This is a genomic window from Streptomyces sennicomposti (genome assembly GCF_019890635.1).
Classification (GTDB): domain Bacteria; phylum Actinomycetota; class Actinomycetes; order Streptomycetales; family Streptomycetaceae; genus Streptomyces; species Streptomyces sennicomposti.
This window is the reverse complement of the sequence record NZ_JAIOAB010000034.1, coordinates 1-15,732: the sequence shown is the minus strand read 5'-3', so window position 1 is coordinate 15,732 and position 15,732 is coordinate 1. Positions and strand designations below refer to the sequence as shown.

Sequence of the window (15,732 nt, the reverse complement as noted above, 5' to 3'; positions counted from 1 at the left end):
GCCCGGGAATTGGTCTAGTCCCTTTTTGGTCCAGACCATTGACCCGCCCGGTGTGCGAGCGCACTATCCCATACGGCTCAACCTCCTCCCCGCGTACGGGAACTGACGTTCCCCCACCTCTCACACCGGGACTGACATGAGACTCATGCGTTCCTTCCGCGCGGCGCTCACCGCGGCCGTCACCACGGCGGCCTCGGTGGGCCTCGCGCTCTCGGCCACCGGCAGCGCCCAGGCGGCGACGCCGCTGCCCGCCCACGTCTTCGCCCCCTACTTCGAGGCCTGGACCGGCGAGAGCCCGGCCGCGCTGGCCGCCCAGTCCGGCGCCAAGCACCTGACGATGGCCTTCCTCCAGACCGCCTCGAAGGGCTCGTGTACGCCGTACTGGAACGGCGACACCGGCATGCCGATCGCCGCGTCCACCTTCGGCAGCGACATCAAGACCATCCAGGCCAACGGGGGCGACGTCATCCCCTCGTTCGGCGGCTACACGGCCGACACCACCGGCACCGAGATCGCCGACAGCTGCACCGACGTCCAGCAGATCGCCGCCGCGTACGAGAAGGTCATCACGACCTACGACATCTCGCGGCTCGACATGGACATCGAGGTCGACTCGCTGGACAACACCGCGGGCATCGACCGCCGCAACAAGGCCATCAAGCTGGTCCAGGACTGGGCGGCGGCCAACGGGCGCACCGTGCAGTTCTCGTACACGCTGCCGACGACCACGCACGGCCTGGCCGACAACGGCGAGGCGCTGCTGCGCAACGCCGTCAGCAACGGCACCCGGGTCGACGTCGTGAACCTGATGACGTTCGACTACTACGACAACCAGTCCCACGACATGGCGAAGGACACCCAGACCGCCGCGCAGGGCCTGGTCGACACGCTCACCGAGCTGTACCCGAACAAGACCTCGGCGCAGCTGTGGAACATGGTCGGCGTCACCGAGATGCCCGGCGTCGACGACTTCGGCCCGGCCGAGACCTTCTCCCTGGCCAACGCCACCACGGTCTACAACTGGGCCGTCTCCAAGGGCATCAACACCCTGTCCTTCTGGGCGCTGCAGCGGGACAACGGCAGTTGCGCGGGCGGCGCGGCCGCGGACAACTGCTCCGGCATCCAGCAGAACACCTGGGACTTCACCCACATCTTCGCGCCGTTCACCGGCGGCGGCAGCACCCAGCCGGGCAACGACTTCTCCGTCTCGCTCGGCTCCGCCTCCGGCACGGTGACGGCCGGCCAGTCCGCGACGACCTCGGTGAAGACCGCCGTGACCTCCGGTCAGGCGCAAACGGTGAACCTCAGCGTGAGCGGGGCCCCGGCGGGTGTGACGGCCTCCGTCAGCCCGTCCTCGGTCTCGGCGGGCGGCTCCGCGACGCTCACGGTGGCCACCACCTCGGCCGCCGCCTCGGGCACGTACACCCTCACGGTCACCGGCTCCAGCCCCTCCGGCAGCCACTCGGCGACGTACACGCTGACCGTCACCGGCGGCAGCGGCCACCAGTGCACCGCCGCGCCGTGGGACAAGGGCGCGGTCTACACCGGCGGCCAGACGGTCTCGTACAAGGGCCACAACTGGAAGGCCAAGTGGTGGACGACGGGCGAGGAGCCCGGCACCACGGGTGAGTGGGGTGTCTGGCAGGACCTCGGCGCCTGCTGACCCGACGGCCCTCTTCCCCCGGGCCCGACCCCCACACGGCCCGCCTGCGGCCCGGACCGCGCCCCTCCCGGCGCGCCTCCGGGCCGCTCGGCCGTGCACCGGTGCCCGCCTCGACGCAGCGGTGGGCAGGGGGAGTTCGGCGCGCCACGCCGTTTCCTCCAGCGCTGCGCCTCTTCCCGTTCTCTCAGGGATACGCCTGCCTCTTTCCGTTCTCTCAGGGCTGCGCCTCTTCGCGCACGCCGAGGACGTCCAGCAGCGCGCGGGTGGCCGGGCTCGGGTTGAAGCGGCTCCAGGCCAGGTACTCGATCCGCCGCGGGCCGTCGGCCACCGGGACGAGCGCCAGCTCCGGGGCGGCCTCGGCCAGCGGGCGGACGAACGCCGACGGCAGCAGCGCGACGCCGAGCCCGCGCGCGATCAGTCCGGTCATCAGCTCGATGAGGCCCGCCTCGTAGGCGACGTCACGGGCCAGTCCGGCGGCGGCGAACGCCCGGTCGGACTGGGCGCGGGCCGGGGTGCCGGCCACGAAGTCCACGAACGTCTCCCCGGCGATCTCCCGCAGCGTGACCCGGTCGGCGCCCGCGAGCCGGTGGCCGGCCGGCACCACCAGGACGTGCCGGTCGCGGTCGAGCACGAGCGTCCGCACACCGGAGGGGGGCTCGTCCTCGGGCAGGCCGAGGAAGGCGATGTCGAGGTCGCCGTCGCGGATCGCCGCGACCAGCCGGTCACTGCGTTCGGAGCGCAGGACGACCCGGACGTCAGGGTGCCGGGCCCGGTACCGCTGCAACAGCTCGGGGACGTCCACGGCGGCCGTCGTCACGATCACGCCGACCGCCAGCCGGCCGCGCACCACGCCCGCCGCCTCGGCGGCGTCCACGGCGGCGCGGTCGGCCGCGGCCAGGCACTCCCGCGCGGCGGCGAGGAACGCCTCTCCGGCGCTGGTCGGTTCGACCCGGCGGCTGGAGCGGGCGAACAGCTTGACCCCCAGTTCCCGTTCCAGACCGGCGATGCGGTGGCTGAGGGAGGACTGCACCACGGAGCAGCGCTCGGCGGCGCGGGTGAAGTTGCGGGTCTCGGCGAGGGCGACGGCGTAGCGCATCTGCTGGAGGTCCATCCGGCTATCGTGCTCGTTCATCGCTGCCATGAAAAGCATGCTTTGGATTCATGGCCGGGCGGGCCGAGACTCGGGGGCATGCACACCTCGACCGAAGGGTCGCCGAGCCCGGCGCGGACCTCCTCCGCACACCGGGCGGCGACCGTGGCCCTGACCGCCCTGGCCCCGGCCTCCTGGGGCACCACCTACGCGGTGACCACGCAACTCCTGCCGCCCGGGCATCCGTTGTTCGCGTCGCTGATGCGCGCCCTGCCCGCCGGACTGATCGCCCTCGCGCTCACCCGCGCGCTCCCGCGCGGCGACTGGTGGTGGAAGGCCGCCGTCCTCGGCGCGCTCAACATCGGCGCGTTCTTCCCGCTGCTGTTCCTCGCGGCCGAACGCCTCCCCGGCGGTGTCGCGGCCACGCTCGGCGCGGCCCAGCCGCTGCTGGTGGCCGCGGTGGCCGCCGCGGTGCTGCACGACCGGCCGACGCCGTGGCGGCTGGCCTGGGGGGTGATCGGCGTGGCGGGCGTCGGGCTCGTGGTGCTCGGGCCGGGCGCCCGGCTGGACGTCCCCGGTGTCCTCGCCGGTCTCGGCGGGACGGCGACCATGGCCGTCGGGGTCGTCCTCACCAAGCGCTGGGGCCGTCCGGCGGGGGTCGGTCCGATGACGCTGGCCGGGTGGCAACTGACCGCGGGCGGGCTGCTGTTGCTCCCGCCCACCCTGACCGTCGAGGGAGTGCCGCGGGGCATCGACGCCGGGGCGGCGGGCGGCTATCTGTGGCTCGGCGGCATGGGCGGGCTGATCGCGTACACGCTGTGGTTCCGCGGGATCGGGAAGCTGCCGGTCGGCGCCTCGGCGCCGCTGGTGCTGCTGTCGCCGCTGGTCGCGGCGGTCGTCGGGGTCGCGCTCGGCGAGTCGCTGAACCTGGTCCAGAGCCTCGGCTTCGCCCTCGCCCTGGCCGCGCTGCTCGCCGCGCAGCTCACACCTCCGGCCCGCTCCGGCCGCCGCACACGTGTGCCGCCGCCCCGGGCGGCACACCCACGAGCGGACGACACACCTGAAGCGTCGGCACGCGAAGACGCGGTACGCGAAGGACACCTGCGATAAAGCCCGACCCGCAGACGGACACGGCCCTCGGGGCGGCTGCCACCGCGCCCCGGAACAACCGGAAGAACCGGAAGAACCTGACCGTCGCCGTGCTCGGCGCCACCGGCATGGTCGGCGGCCGGGTGAGCGCGGAGGCCGCCGCGCGAGGACACCGGGTGCTCGCGCTGTCCCGCAGACCGGCGCGCGAGAGCCGGGCCGTGACGCCGCTCGCGGTCGACGCGAGGGACCCGGCCGCCGTGCACCGGGCGCTCGCGGGCTCCGCCTCGTACGGCCCCGCGGACGCCGTGGTGCTGAGCCTCCGCACCGAGCCGGTGGACTGTGAGTTCCTGGTCGGCGCGACCCGTACGGTGCTGGACGCTGCCGCGCGGCTCGGTGTCCGCGTCCTCGTGGTCGGCGGCGCCGGGGCGTTGCGCAGCCCCGGCGCCCCCGGGCTGCTGGTCGCCGACGACCCGGCGTACGTACCGGCCGCGATACGCCCCGTGGCCCTCGCCGGAGTCGCCCAGCTGCGGGCCTGCCGGACCCACCCCGACGCGGACTGGGTGTATCTGTGCCCGCCGGCCCTGCTGGAACCCGGCGAGCGGACCGGCCGCTATCTGCGCGGCACCGACACCTTGCTCACCGCCGCCGACGGCCGGTCGTGGATCAGCGCGGAGGACCTGGCGGTCGCCGTCCTGGACGAGGTCGAGGACCCGGTCCGCGAACGCCTCGTCACGGTCGTCCACGCCGCCGGCCCGCGAGCCCGGCATGATCCGAACGAGAGGCCCTAGGGAACCGGCCGCGCGATCCCGTCAGGGAAGGGGAACCGCGGCGCCCGTGACCTCGATGCCGCTCGCCGGGTCGGCCGGCACGCCCACCGTGAGGAGGCTCGGACGGCCCATGTCCACGCCCTGGTGCAGGGTGAGGACGGCGGGCGGTTCGATCAGCTTCAGCTCGCGCAGATACCCGCCGAAGGCGGCCGCCGCCGCGCCGGTGGCCGGGTCCTCGACCACGCCGCCGGGCGGGAAGGGGTTGCGGACGTGGAAGACGGTGTCCGACTCGCGCTGGACGAGCGCGATGGTGGTCCATTCCCGGCGGGCCATGAGAGCGTCGAGCGCGGCCATGTCGTAGTCGAGGTCGGCCAGACGCTCGCGGCTGCCGGCCGCGACGACCGGGTGCCGGGCGCCGCCGTAGGCGACGCGGGGCGGCAGGGCGGGGTCGAGGTCGGCGGCGGACCAGCGCAGGGCGGCGAGGAGTTCGGCGAGATCGGCCTCGGCGATCTCCTCGGTACGCGGCGGCACGCTCACCAGCGTGGCCGCCACCGAACCGTCGGGCTGCGCCGAGGTGGTCACCGTGACCTGTCCGGCCCGGGTGTGCAGCAGCAGTCCGCCGACGCCGTGCCGGTGGGCGTGGGCGACGGCGGTGGCGATGGTGGCGTGGCCGCAGAAGGGCACTTCGGCCTTCGGGCTGAAGTAGCGGATGTCGAGCGCCCCGTCCGGGCGGGGCAGGGCGAAGGCCGTCTCGGAGTAGCCGACCTCCGCCGCGACGGCACCCATGGCGGCCTCGTCGAGGCCGGTGGCGTCCAGCACCACACCCGCCGGATTGCCGCCCCGGGGGTCGGTGCTGAACGCCACGTAGCGCAGGATGTCCATGATCCGAACGTAGTCGCCGCGCGACGAGAGCGTCAAAGGGACCGGGAGCGTCAAAGGACGGGCCGGTCGGGGACGGGTGCGCCGGTCGGTGGTCAGCCGCTCGTCGGGGGCTCGGCGTCCGCTGCCAGGAACAGTTCGGAGCGGACCAGTTCGAGGAGGCGGCCGGTCCAGTTGCGGCCGCGGCCGCCCCGGTCGCCCCAGAAGCCGGAACGGTCGTCGTAGATCAGGGTGGCGTCGCCGGTGGCGAGCAGCACGGCGGCGAGCTGGGGGTGCCGGCCGAACTTGGCGCGGAGCAGGTCGGTCATGACGGCGGTACGCAGGTGTTCCCAGCCGGGTCGGCGGGGCGTCTCGGCGGCGACGGCGCGGGCGTCGAAGACGGACTCCGCCGTGCGCACGGCCTCCCGGGCGTCCGGCTCGGCGACGGACAGGGCCCAGTAGGCGTGCAGGACGGTCGGGTACACGGCGTCGTCCGGGCCCACGGTGATCGGTGACGGGTATTCGTTGCGCAGCGCTCGGGTGCCCGGATCGTCCGACGCCTGCTGCGGATACGACTCGTACAGGTGGACGGCCGGCGCGTGCGGGCTGTCGGGGCCGTCCGCCGGCTCCCGCCGGGTGTGCTCGGCCCGCAGGCGGTCCCGTTCCTCGAAGTAGGAGACGGCTCGGTCGTAGGCGTCCTGGGGGACGGGCCCGGGCAGCCCCTCGACGGTGCCGCCGGGGCCGGCGACCAGCACCTTGAGGGGCCCGTCCTTGCGGTCCATGTCACCGAGTGCGTAGCGCCGCCGGGTCGCCGGTATGGCGAGGTACGCCTCGCGGGCGGCGGCGCGGTTGGCTTCCGTGCGGTCGGCGAGGAAGGCGTCCACGGCGGCCAGGCAGCGGCCGGTGGAGTCGGGCCGGGCGTTCAACTCGTCGATGGTGTCGCGCACTTCGGCCAGGAGCTGCTCGGGCGTGTGCCGCACCCGGGGTTCGCTGAACTTCCAGACGGCCAGATCGTGGGCGGATGCCCGGGCGCCCTCCGGCAGGGCCGTCGCCACCCAGCCGCTCCGCAGCTTCTCCTCGAACTCCTCCAGGGTGACCAGGCCCCAGCAGTCGATGAGGCCGTCGGCGTAGATGAAGAGGTCGGTGAGGAAGTAGCCGCCGTTGCGGATGAACACGTGGCGCCAGGTGCCGGGGATGCGCGTGCCGTCCGCCGTGCGATGGGTGATGCGTCTGCCGATCATGCCGCGATGATGGCGCACGGGCGGGCGGCCGTCACCCGCTTTCGGGAGGCGGCGCCACGACGGCCGCCGCCTCCGCGGGCGGTCAGTCCTCCGCGACCAGGTCGAGCCCGCGGCTCGTCCGCAGCGCCAGTTCCGGCGCCGGCCACTCGCGGGTGAGGGTCTGGGAGACGTCCCGCCACCACGGGCGGGCCGGGATCTCGCCCGCCGGTTCGAACGGCAGGCCCGGGACCGGGCAGGCCACCGCCTGGCCGACCGCCTCGCCGGCGGCCAGCGTCCACTCCCCCGGCTCCGCCCAGGCGTGCGGGGCCAGGTTGAAGGTGGCCCAGTGGATCGGCAGCAGCGCGCCGTGCGGTGTGCCGCCCTGGAGGTCGAGGTGGGCGCGCACGCCCTCCTCGGGGGTCATGTGGATGTCGGGCCAGAACTCGGAGTACGCGCCGATCTGGATCATCGTGGCGTCGAACGGGCCGTGCTCGGCGCCGATGTCCTTGAAGCCCTCGAAGTAGCCGGTGTCGCCGCTGTGGTACACGCGGTGCTCCTCGCCCGCGACGACCCAGGACGCCCACAGGGTGTGCTGGGTGTTGCGCAGGCCGCGGCCGCAGAAGTGGCGGGCCGGGGTGGCGGTCAGGGTCAGGCCGCCGACCTTCGTGGCCTCGTGCCAGTCCAGCTCGCGCAGCCGGTCGGCGGAGACTCCCCACCGCTCCAGGTGGGCGCCGACGCCGAGCGGGACCGCGAAGAGGGTGTCCGTGCCCGCCAGCGCCTTGATCGTGGGCATGTCCAGGTGGTCGTAGTGGTCGTGCGAGATGACGACCACGTCGACCGGGCCGAGCGCGGCCAGCGGCAGCGGCGCCGGGTGCAGCCGCGCGGGGCCGGCGAACGGGAACGGGGAGCAGCGCTCGCCCCACACCGGGTCGAAGAGCACCCGCTGCCCGTCGATCTCCGCGAGCACGCTGGAGTGGCCGAGCCAGGTCAGCCGCAGGCCGGTGGCCGCGGGCCGGGCCAGGTCGGCGTAGGTGGTGGGGTGCACCGGCACGGTGCCCTGCGGGGAGCGGCGGGGGCGCTCCTGCTTGTCGAAGTACAGCTTGGCGAAGTCGAGCATCGAGCCGGAGGGCCGCGTGCGCGCGGGGCCTCCGGGGTTCTGGAAGACGCCGTCCTTGAAGTGGGGTGAGCGGCGGATACGCGCCATGCGCGCTCCGTCGGGGTCCGCGCCGAAGGCCTCGGGGCGCAGTGCGCGCAGCCCGGAGCTCGGGAGACGGAAGCCGGACACGGTACCTCCAGTGGGGTCGGTCAGGTTTCCATTATGAACGGAGCCCGCGGCAACCGGACTCCGCCTCCGGTTCGTGCGGCGCCGCCCGGCCCGTCCCTCCCGGTGCGGGCCTTCCGTGCGGGACGGCAATTCGATTGCCTCTCGGGCAACACCCGTTAGGGTGACGGCGTGGCGAGATTGCGGTTGAGCGTGGCTGAGCGGCGCGAGGAGTTGCTGCGGGCCGCCATCGAGCAGATCGAGGCCCGGGGCGTGGCGGCGGTGCGGATCGCCGACGTGGCCTCGGTGCTCGGCGTGAGCAACGCGCTGGTCCTCTACCACTTCTCCACCAAGGAGAAGCTGGTCTCCGCCGCGTTCGCGCACGCCGCCGAGGACGACCTCGCGCATCTGCGCAAGCTGCTCGGCCGGCGCACGACGGCGCTGCGCCGGCTGCGGGCCGCCGTGCGCTGGTACGCGCCCACCGGTACGGCCAAGGGCTGGCGGCTGTGGATCGAGGGGTGGGCGGCCGCGCTGCGCGAGCCGGCCCTGCGCGAGGTGGCGCGGGACCTCGACCGGGAGTGGAAGGCGGCCCTGACCGAGGTGCTGGCCGAGGGCGTGGCGGCGGGCGAGTTCTGCTGCCCGGACCCGGCCGGCGCCGCTCTGCGGCTGACCGCGCTCCTGGACGGACTGGCCGTCCAGCTGACCTCGTACGGCGGCACGGTCGCCCGGGCCCGCGCCCAGGAGTGGGTGGACGACGCCCTGCTCCGGGAACTCGGCCTGGACCGCGAGGCGCTGACCTCGGCCCGGTGACCTGCGGGACGGGCCGCAGGCCCCGTGCGCGCGGCAGGGCGACGACACGCGGCGGAGCCGCAGGCCCTCCGGCGCCGCACGGCGGTGACACGCACAGGCGGGGGCCGCAGGCCCCATGACCGCGGCGCGCGCCGACGGCGTCCGGCGACGGGGGCACGCAACGCTCGTGCCGCGGCGCGGCGACGGCGACGGCGACGGCGACGGCAGGAGCCTGGGCCACGGGGCCACGGGGCCGCGGGACCCCCGTCCGGGTCCCGTAAGCCCCTCCGCCCCGCTGACGCTACGTCAGGCCACCGCGGCGATACGCGACTTGATGTCGTCCGGCGACAGCGTGCCCTTCGCCGTCACATGGTCGCCCGAGGACTCGCCGCGCAGGCGGCGGCCGATCCACGGGACCAGGTACTCGCGCGCCCAGTGCACGTCGTCGCGGCGGACCTCCAGGGTGCCGCGCGGCGGCAGCGGCGGCCAGGGCTGCTCGGGGTCGGCCGGGATCTCCAGACCGAGGACCTGCCCGGCGCGCAGCGCCACACGTGTGTGCCCCTCGGGCGACAGGTGCAGGCGGTCGTGGTCCCAGGCCCGACGGTCCTGGACCGCCCGCAGGGACCACAGGTCCAGCACCGGGCAGCCGTAGCGGTCGGCGACGGCCCGCACATGCCCGTTGTACGTCGCGATCTTGCCGCGCAGATGCTTGAGCAGGGGCACCCCGCGGGTGTCGAAGCCGGTGGTCACCATGACGGTGCCGGCCACGGCGGCGAGTTGGGCCACCGCCTTCTCGAACCGTTCGGCCACGTCGTCCGGGTCGGTGCCGGGCCGGATGATGTCGTTGCCGCCCGCGCAGAACGTGACGAGGTCGGGGGCGAGTTCCACGGCCCGGGGCACCTGGTCCGCCACGATCTGGTCGAGCAGCTTCCCCCGTACGGCGAGGTTCGTGTACCGGAAGTCGCCCTCGGGACGGCGGTCCGCGAGCAGGACGGCGAACCGGTCGGCCCAGCCGACGAACGCCCCGTCGGGGCCGGGGTCGCCGACGCCCTCGGTGAAGCTGTCCCCCACCGCCACGTACGACCCGATCACTGCTGCGCTGTCACTCTTCGAATCGTCTGCCACGTCGGCCCATGATTCACCTTGGAATGTGACTTACGCGACCGTAGGAAGGGGTTGACGGTCGGTGAGATAAGCCACTTCAACTTCCTGGATCATCCGGGAATACACGGTGCCGGGCGATGACGGGGCAGGTGGGGCGCGTGGCCGCCGACACATCGTTGCCCCGGGAAGCCATGTCGTATCGTCGTAGCGCGCCCGCCGACGAGCCGTGGAGCGGGGCCGACAGGGAGGAGTTCCCGTGACGCAGCAGGTCCCGTCGACCGAGCCCGAGCTGGCCGGAGTGCGCAACTTCCGCGATGTGGGCGGGCTGCCCACGGTGGACGGACGGCGGGTGCGGCACGGGGTGCTGTTCCGCAGCGGCCATCTCGCGCACGCCACCGCGAAGGACGCGGTGTTCCTCGCCTCGCTGGGGCTGCACACCGTCTTCGACTTCCGCAACGCGGCCGACCGCAGGCTGGAGGGCCCGGACGTCGAGCTGCCCGGCGTGCGCAACGTCAACCTGCCGCTGAGCGACCCGGCCGACGGCGCGGAGTTCTGGAAGATGGTCCGCGACGGCGATCTGGACCAGCTGCGGTCGATCCTGGCCGACGGCAAGGGCGAGGCCCGGATGATCGCCTCGTACCGCACGATCGTCAAGGAGCGCACCGGCGAGCACTCGCGGGTGCTGCACGCCATCGCCGAGGACAGCGTCCCGGCGCTGATGCACTGCGCGGCGGGCAAGGACCGCGCGGGCCTGTCCATCGCCGTGACCCTGCTCGCCCTCGGGGTGGAGCGGGACGCGATCGTCGCGGACTACCTGGAGTCGAACGCCAAGCACCGCCGCTACAAGGTGCACCGCTCCAGCACCTCGCCCTCGGCGTACTCCCCCGAGGTCATGGAGCTGCTCAGCCCGCTGTTCGACGCGCGCGCCGAGTATCTGACGGCCGCCCTGGAGACCATCGAGGAGACCTGGGGCGGCGTGGACGCGTATCTGGAGCAGGGCCTGCGGCTCGCCCCGGCGACCCGGGAGCGGCTGCGCGAGCGCCTGCTGGACTGACCGGCGGGCCCGGTCCGGCGCAGGGGGCGGCCTGAACCGTCCGCCCCCCGGGCATCGCTCGCCCGCCCCTCGGCGCGGCGCGCCCGCTACTTGGCGCCGACCTCGAACAGCAGCCAGATGAAGGCGGCGAAGACGTGCCCGACGGCGATGTAGATGATGAGCCGGACCCACAGGGCGCGGGGGAACTTCTCTTCCATGTCGGTCATGGCGTGTCTCCGGTGTGGGGGCCCAGGCACAGCGCGGCCGTGGGACTCTGCAGCAGGGTGTGGACGAAGAGCAGCTCGAGCCCGTCGGGGTCCTCGGCGGCGATCCGGTGCGGGGTCAGCGAGTCGAAGTGCGCGCTGTCCCCCGGCGCCAGCAGGTACGAGGTGTCGCCGAGGCGCAGCCTGAGCCGCCCCTTGAGGACGTACAGCCATTCCTCGCCGGGGTGGACGCGGACGATGTCGCCCTGGGAGCCGTGCGGGACGCGCACCCGCAGGGACTGCATCCCGCGGCCGGGCGAGCCGGCCTGCCAGTACGTCCAGCCGCCGGCCCGGGTGGGTTCCATGTCCCCGGCGCGCACGATCGCGTCCCGGTCGGCGACCGTCTCGCCGAGCAGTTCGGAGACCGTCGTACCGTAGACACGGGCCAGGGCGAGCAGCATCGGCAGCGAGGGCTGGCGCTGTCCGGTCTCCAGCCGGGAGAGGTGGGCGGGCGACAGCCCGGCGGCGCGGGCCGCGGCCTCCAGGGTGAGGGAGGCGCGGCGGCGCAGCGCACGCAGCTGGGGCGCGACGGCGGGCAGGTTGTCGGCCGGCCTCGCCGAGGGTTCGGACTCGGAGGAGCTCATGCCTCCATTCAGCCGCAGCTTTGCCTCTGCGGCAAATTTCTTGCCTCAGAGGCAAAAGCCGGGCGAGGTCCCATGGCCCGGTCCGCCCGGGTCCCGCTCAGCGGCTCCGAAGAGCGTCCCTCAGCGGTTGGCGACGGCCTGTTTGACCAGCGTCTTCCCGAAGTCCCACATCAGTCCGCCGTCGTGCGCGTCGTCCATCACGGCGGTGAAGGCGTCCACGAACCGGTCCACCTCCTTCTCGCCGACGATCAGCGGCGGGATCAGCTTGATCACCTCCAGGTGGTCGCCGGAGACCTGGGTGAGGATCCGGTGCCGCTGGAGCAGCGGGACGACGACCATCTGCGCGAACAGGCCCTTGCGGGCCGCCTGGAGCATGGTCCACCGGCTGCGCAGCTTCAGCGACTTGGGCCGGCCGAACTCGATGCCGATCATCAGGCCCCGGCCGCGCACGTCGGCGAGCAGCTCGTACTTGTCCTTCAGCTCCGTCAGCCGGGACTTCAGCAGTTCGCCGGTGGCGCGGGCGTTGGCGACGATCTGCTCGTTCTCCATGACCGACAGCACGGCCAGGCCCGCGGCCATCGCCTGCGCGTTGGACCCGAAGCTCGCCGAGTGCACCAGCACCCGGTCGATGGAGGAGTAGACCTTCTTGAAGATCCAGTCCTTGCCGAGGGTGGCGCCGACCGGCACATAGCCGCCGGACAGGGCCTTGGCGACGCACACCAGGTCCGGTTCGACGCCGTCCTCGTGCTGGTAGGCGTAGAAGTCGCCGGTGCGGCCGAGGCCGGTCTGCACCTCGTCGGCGATGAGCAGCGCCTTGTGCCGGTGCAGCAGCTCCTGCGCGGCCCGCAGATAGCCGGGCGGGGTCTCGTGCACGCCCTTGCCCTGGATCGGCTCGACGATCAGGGCGGCCACGTCGCCCTTCTTCAGCTCGCGGGCGAGCGCGTCGAGGTCGCCGAGGGGTACGGCGGTGTCGGGCAGCAGCGGGGCGAAGCCGTCCCGGAAGCCCTCCTCGCCGTTGACGGACAGCGAGCCGGTGGTCAGGCCGTGGAAGGAGTGCTCGCAGTACAGGACGCGCGGCCGGCCGGTGGCGCGGCGGGCGAACTTCAGCGCGGTCTCCACCGCCTCGGTGCCGCTGTTGCCGAAGAACACGCGGTCCAGATGCGGGCTGTGGGCGAGCAGCCGCTCGGCCAGCAGGCCGGGCAGCGGCTGGCAGTCGAACCGGGTCAGGTCGGCGAGCTGGGCGTCCAGGACGTCGTGCAGCGCCTTGCGGACGACGGGGTGGTGGCGGCCGAGGCCCATCACGCCGAACCCGGAGAGCATGTCCAGGTAGTCGTTGCCGTCCGCGTCCCAGAAGTAGGCGCCCTCGGCCCGCTCGTACACCTTGTCGAAGCCGATGGTGTGCAGCATGCGCGGCAGCTGGTGGTTGAGGTGCCGGGTGTGCAGCTCGTAGCGCTCGGCTCCCCGCTCGGCCAGCAGGGCCCCGAGGTCGAACTCCGTGGTCATTCAGTTGTCTCCTTGACTGGCATGGGGGTCCCGGCCGCGTCGGCGGACCGCGGGGCCGGTACGTCCGCGCTCTGCTCCCGTACGGCGAGGCTCGCGCTGATCCGGCCGGCGATCTCGACCGGCGTCAGCCCGATGTCGGCGAGCACCTCGGCGCGCTTGGCGTGCGCGAGGAACTGCTCGGGGATGCCGAACCGCCGTACGGGCACGTCCACTTCGGCGTCGCCGAGGGCCAGGGAGACGGCGGAGCCGACGCCGGCCGCCCGGCTGTTGTCCTCCACGACGGCCACCAGCCGGTGTCCGGCGGCGAGGCCCGGCAGGGCGGGGTCGACGGGTTTGACCCAGCGCGGGTCGACGACCGTGCAGCCGATGCCGCGCGCCTCGAGCAGTTCGGCGGCCTGGAGGCAGACGGGCGCCATCACGCCGACGGCGACGAGCAGCACCTCGGGCCGCCCGGCCCGGTGCAGGACGTCCATGCCGCCCACCCGGTCCACGGCCGGGATCTCCGGTCCGACGGACTCCTTGGGGAAGCGGACCAGGGTGGGCGCGTCGTCCACGGCGACGGCCTCGCGCAGCTGGGCGCGCAGTTGGGCGGCGTCGCGCGGCGCGGCGATGCGCAGCCCGGGGACGACCTGGAGGACGGACATGTCCCACATGCCGTTGTGGGAGGCGCCGTCGGTGCCGGTGACGCCGGCCCGGTCCAGGACGAAGGTGACTCCGCACCCGTGCAGGGCCACGTCCATGAGGAGCTGGTCGAAGGCGCGGTTGATGAAGGTGGCGTAGACGGCGACGACGGGGTGCAGTCCGCCGGTGGCGAGGCCGGCCGCGGAGACGGTCGCGTGCTGCTCGGCGATGCCGACGTCCCACACCCGGTCCGGGAAGCGCTCGGCGAACTTGCCGAGGCCCACCGGGTGCAGCATGGCGGCGGTGATCGCCACCACGTCCGCGCGCTCCTCGGCGATGCGGACCATCTCCTCGCCGAACACGGAGGTCCAGGACGGTCCGCCGGACGGGGCGAGCGGGGCGCAGGTGAGCGGGTCCATCGCGCCGACGGTGTGGAAGTGGTCCTCCTCGTTGGCGAGGGCCGGTTCGTAGCCGCGGCCCTTCTCGGTGAGGCAGTGCACGAGGACCGGCCCGTGGAAGCGTTTGGCGCGGCGCAGCGCCGACTCCAGGGCGCGCAGGTCGTGCCCGTCGATCGGGCCGACGTACTTCAGTCCCAGGTCCTCGAACATGCCCTGGGGGGCGAAGGCGTCCTTGAAGCCCTTCTTGGCGCCGTGCAGCGACTCGTAGAGGGTGCCGCCGACGACCGGGGTGCGCTGGAGCACCTCCTTGCCCCAGGCGAGGAACTTCTCGTAGCCGTCGGTGGTGCGCAGGGTGGCGAGGTGGTTGGCGAGGCCGCCGATGGTCGGCGCGTAGGAGCGTTCGTTGTCGTTGACGACGATGATCAGGGGCCGGTCGCGGGCGGCGGCGATGTTGTTCAGCGCCTCCCAGGCCATGCCGCCGGTCAGCGCGCCGTCTCCGATGACGGCGACCACGTGTCCGCTCTCCCCGCGTACGTCGCGCGCCTTGGCGAGGCCGTCGGCCCAGCCGAGCGCGGTCGAGGCGTGGCTGTTCTCGATGACGTCGTGCTCGGACTCCTCGCGCGAGGGGTAGCCGGACAGGCCGCCCTTGCCGCGCAGCTTGGAGAAGTCCTGACGCCCTGTCAGCAGTTTGTGCACATAGCTCTGGTGGCCGGTGTCCCACAGGATCCTGTCGGCGGGCGACTCGAAGACCCGGTGCAGTGCGACGGTGAGTTCCACCACCCCCAGGTTGGGCCCGAGGTGACCACCGGTCCTGGCGACCGCCTGCACCAGGAAGTCACGTATCTCGTCGGACAGTTCGCCGAGTTCCGCCTCGGACAGCGCCTTCAGGTCGCGTGGTCCCCGGATGTTCTCCAGAATGGTCACACTGGGCCCCCTCTCGGTCCGTGCCGTTCGTCAACTCACCGTCACCGTCGGTGTCCCGGTGGCGGAGGCGTCCGCCGTGACGCCGTTCTCCTCCATCTGCTCGGCGATCTTCATGGCTTCCTCGATCAGGGTCTCCACGATCTTCGACTCCGGCACGGTCTTGACGACCTCGCCCTTCACGAAGATCTGCCCCTTGCCGTTGCCCGACGCCACACCCAGGTCCGCCTCACGCGCCTCGCCCGGACCGTTGACGACACACCCCATCACGGCGACCCGCAACGGCACCTCCATGCCCGTCAGACCCGCCGTGACCTCCTCCGCCAGCTTGTACACATCCACCTGCGCCCGCCCGCACGACGGACACGACACGATCTCCAGACCCCGCTGCCGCAGATTCAACGACTCCAGGATCTGGATACCGACCTTCACCTCCTCCGCCGGCGGCGCCGACAACGACACCCGGATCGTGTCCCCGATCCCCTGCGACAACAGCGCACCGAACGCCACCGCCGACTTGATCGTCCCCTGGAACGCCGGACCCGCCTCCGTCACCCCCAGATGGAGG

Annotated in this window: 15 protein-coding genes; 5 read left to right on the top strand and 10 right to left on the bottom strand. The window is 73.2% G+C overall.

The features are described 5' to 3' along the window. Positions 1-136 precede the first annotated feature (136 nt). The gene (locus K7787_RS19500) at positions 137-1,663 is read left to right on the top strand and encodes a glycosyl hydrolase family 18 protein (protein ID WP_223002360.1); all 1,527 of its coding nucleotides are present in this window, start codon (positions 137-139) and stop codon (positions 1,661-1,663) included. A 214-nt stretch (positions 1,664-1,877) separates the two neighbouring features. Here K7787_RS19500 and K7787_RS19495 read toward each other — a convergent pair whose 3' ends face one another. Beyond that, positions 1,878-2,774: a LysR family transcriptional regulator gene (locus K7787_RS19495; RefSeq protein ID WP_223002383.1), complete on the bottom strand. Its 897-nt coding sequence runs from the start codon at positions 2,772-2,774 to the stop codon at positions 1,878-1,880. 78 nt (positions 2,775-2,852) lie between these two features. Here K7787_RS19495 and K7787_RS19490 point away from each other — a divergent pair, with 78 nt between their 5' ends. After that, positions 2,853-3,863 (top strand): EamA family transporter, encoded by a 1,011-nt coding sequence (locus tag K7787_RS19490; RefSeq protein WP_223002359.1) that lies wholly within the window; start codon positions 2,853-2,855, stop codon positions 3,861-3,863. A gap of 89 nt (positions 3,864-3,952) precedes the next feature. Continuing rightward, positions 3,953-4,630: an NAD(P)-dependent oxidoreductase gene (locus K7787_RS19485; RefSeq protein ID WP_308036396.1), complete on the top strand. Its 678-nt coding sequence runs from the start codon at positions 3,953-3,955 to the stop codon at positions 4,628-4,630. A gap of 21 nt (positions 4,631-4,651) precedes the next feature. Here the strand turns inward: K7787_RS19485 and K7787_RS19480 are convergent, their stop codons facing one another. The 3 genes from K7787_RS19480 to K7787_RS19470 all read right to left on the bottom strand — a co-directional run bounded on the left by K7787_RS19480 (position 4,652) and on the right by K7787_RS19470 (position 7,972). After that, positions 4,652-5,491, bottom strand: a complete 840-nt coding sequence (locus K7787_RS19480; protein WP_169439301.1) for a PhzF family phenazine biosynthesis protein — start codon at positions 5,489-5,491, stop codon at positions 4,652-4,654. Between the two features lie 92 nt (positions 5,492-5,583). Beyond that, positions 5,584-6,708 (bottom strand): NADAR family protein, encoded by a 1,125-nt coding sequence (locus K7787_RS19475; protein WP_223002358.1) that lies wholly within the window; start codon positions 6,706-6,708, stop codon positions 5,584-5,586. Between the two features lie 82 nt (positions 6,709-6,790). Continuing rightward, a complete protein-coding gene (locus K7787_RS19470; RefSeq protein WP_164390586.1) occupies positions 6,791-7,972 on the bottom strand; it encodes an MBL fold metallo-hydrolase in 1,182 nt (393 codons plus the stop codon). Between the two features lie 168 nt (positions 7,973-8,140). Between K7787_RS19470 and K7787_RS19465 the strand changes: the two genes are divergently transcribed. Further along, the gene (locus K7787_RS19465; protein WP_223002357.1) at positions 8,141-8,758 is read left to right on the top strand and encodes a TetR/AcrR family transcriptional regulator; all 618 of its coding nucleotides are present in this window, start codon (positions 8,141-8,143) and stop codon (positions 8,756-8,758) included. 285 nt (positions 8,759-9,043) lie between these two features. On the opposite strand, the gene K7787_RS19460 is transcribed toward K7787_RS19465, so the two are convergent. Then, positions 9,044-9,829: an SGNH/GDSL hydrolase family protein gene (locus tag K7787_RS19460; protein WP_164390593.1), complete on the bottom strand. Its 786-nt coding sequence runs from the start codon at positions 9,827-9,829 to the stop codon at positions 9,044-9,046. A 268-nt stretch (positions 9,830-10,097) separates the two neighbouring features. Here K7787_RS19460 and K7787_RS19455 point away from each other — a divergent pair, with 268 nt between their 5' ends. Next, on the top strand, positions 10,098-10,895 hold the full coding sequence (locus K7787_RS19455) for a tyrosine-protein phosphatase (protein WP_019984827.1): 798 nt from the start codon (positions 10,098-10,100) through the stop codon (positions 10,893-10,895). A gap of 86 nt (positions 10,896-10,981) precedes the next feature. Here the strand turns inward: K7787_RS19455 and K7787_RS19450 are convergent, their stop codons facing one another. The 5 genes from K7787_RS19450 to K7787_RS19430 form a co-directional block, all read right to left on the bottom strand. After that, a complete protein-coding gene (locus tag K7787_RS19450) occupies positions 10,982-11,101 on the bottom strand; it encodes a DUF6126 family protein (RefSeq protein ID WP_019984828.1) in 120 nt (39 codons plus the stop codon). Then, complete coding sequence (locus tag K7787_RS19445) at positions 11,098-11,721, bottom strand: helix-turn-helix domain-containing protein (RefSeq protein ID WP_009191626.1); 624 nt, start codon at positions 11,719-11,721, stop codon at positions 11,098-11,100. The genes K7787_RS19450 and K7787_RS19445 overlap by 4 nt, the downstream gene beginning before the upstream one ends. A 120-nt stretch (positions 11,722-11,841) precedes the next feature. Further along, positions 11,842-13,224 carry an aspartate aminotransferase family protein gene (locus K7787_RS19440; protein WP_009191625.1) on the bottom strand — a complete coding sequence of 461 codons (1,383 nt, stop codon included), beginning with the start codon at positions 13,222-13,224 and terminating at the stop codon, positions 11,842-11,844. Then, entirely contained in the window at positions 13,221-15,167 is a 1,947-nt protein-coding gene (gene dxs, locus K7787_RS19435) for a 1-deoxy-D-xylulose-5-phosphate synthase (protein ID WP_223002356.1), read from the bottom strand. The genes K7787_RS19440 and dxs overlap by 4 nt, the downstream gene beginning before the upstream one ends. Before the next feature lie 30 nt (positions 15,168-15,197). After that, on the bottom strand, positions 15,198-15,732 hold a 535-nt coding region (locus K7787_RS19430; protein ID WP_223002355.1), incomplete at its 5' end, for a flavodoxin-dependent (E)-4-hydroxy-3-methylbut-2-enyl-diphosphate synthase.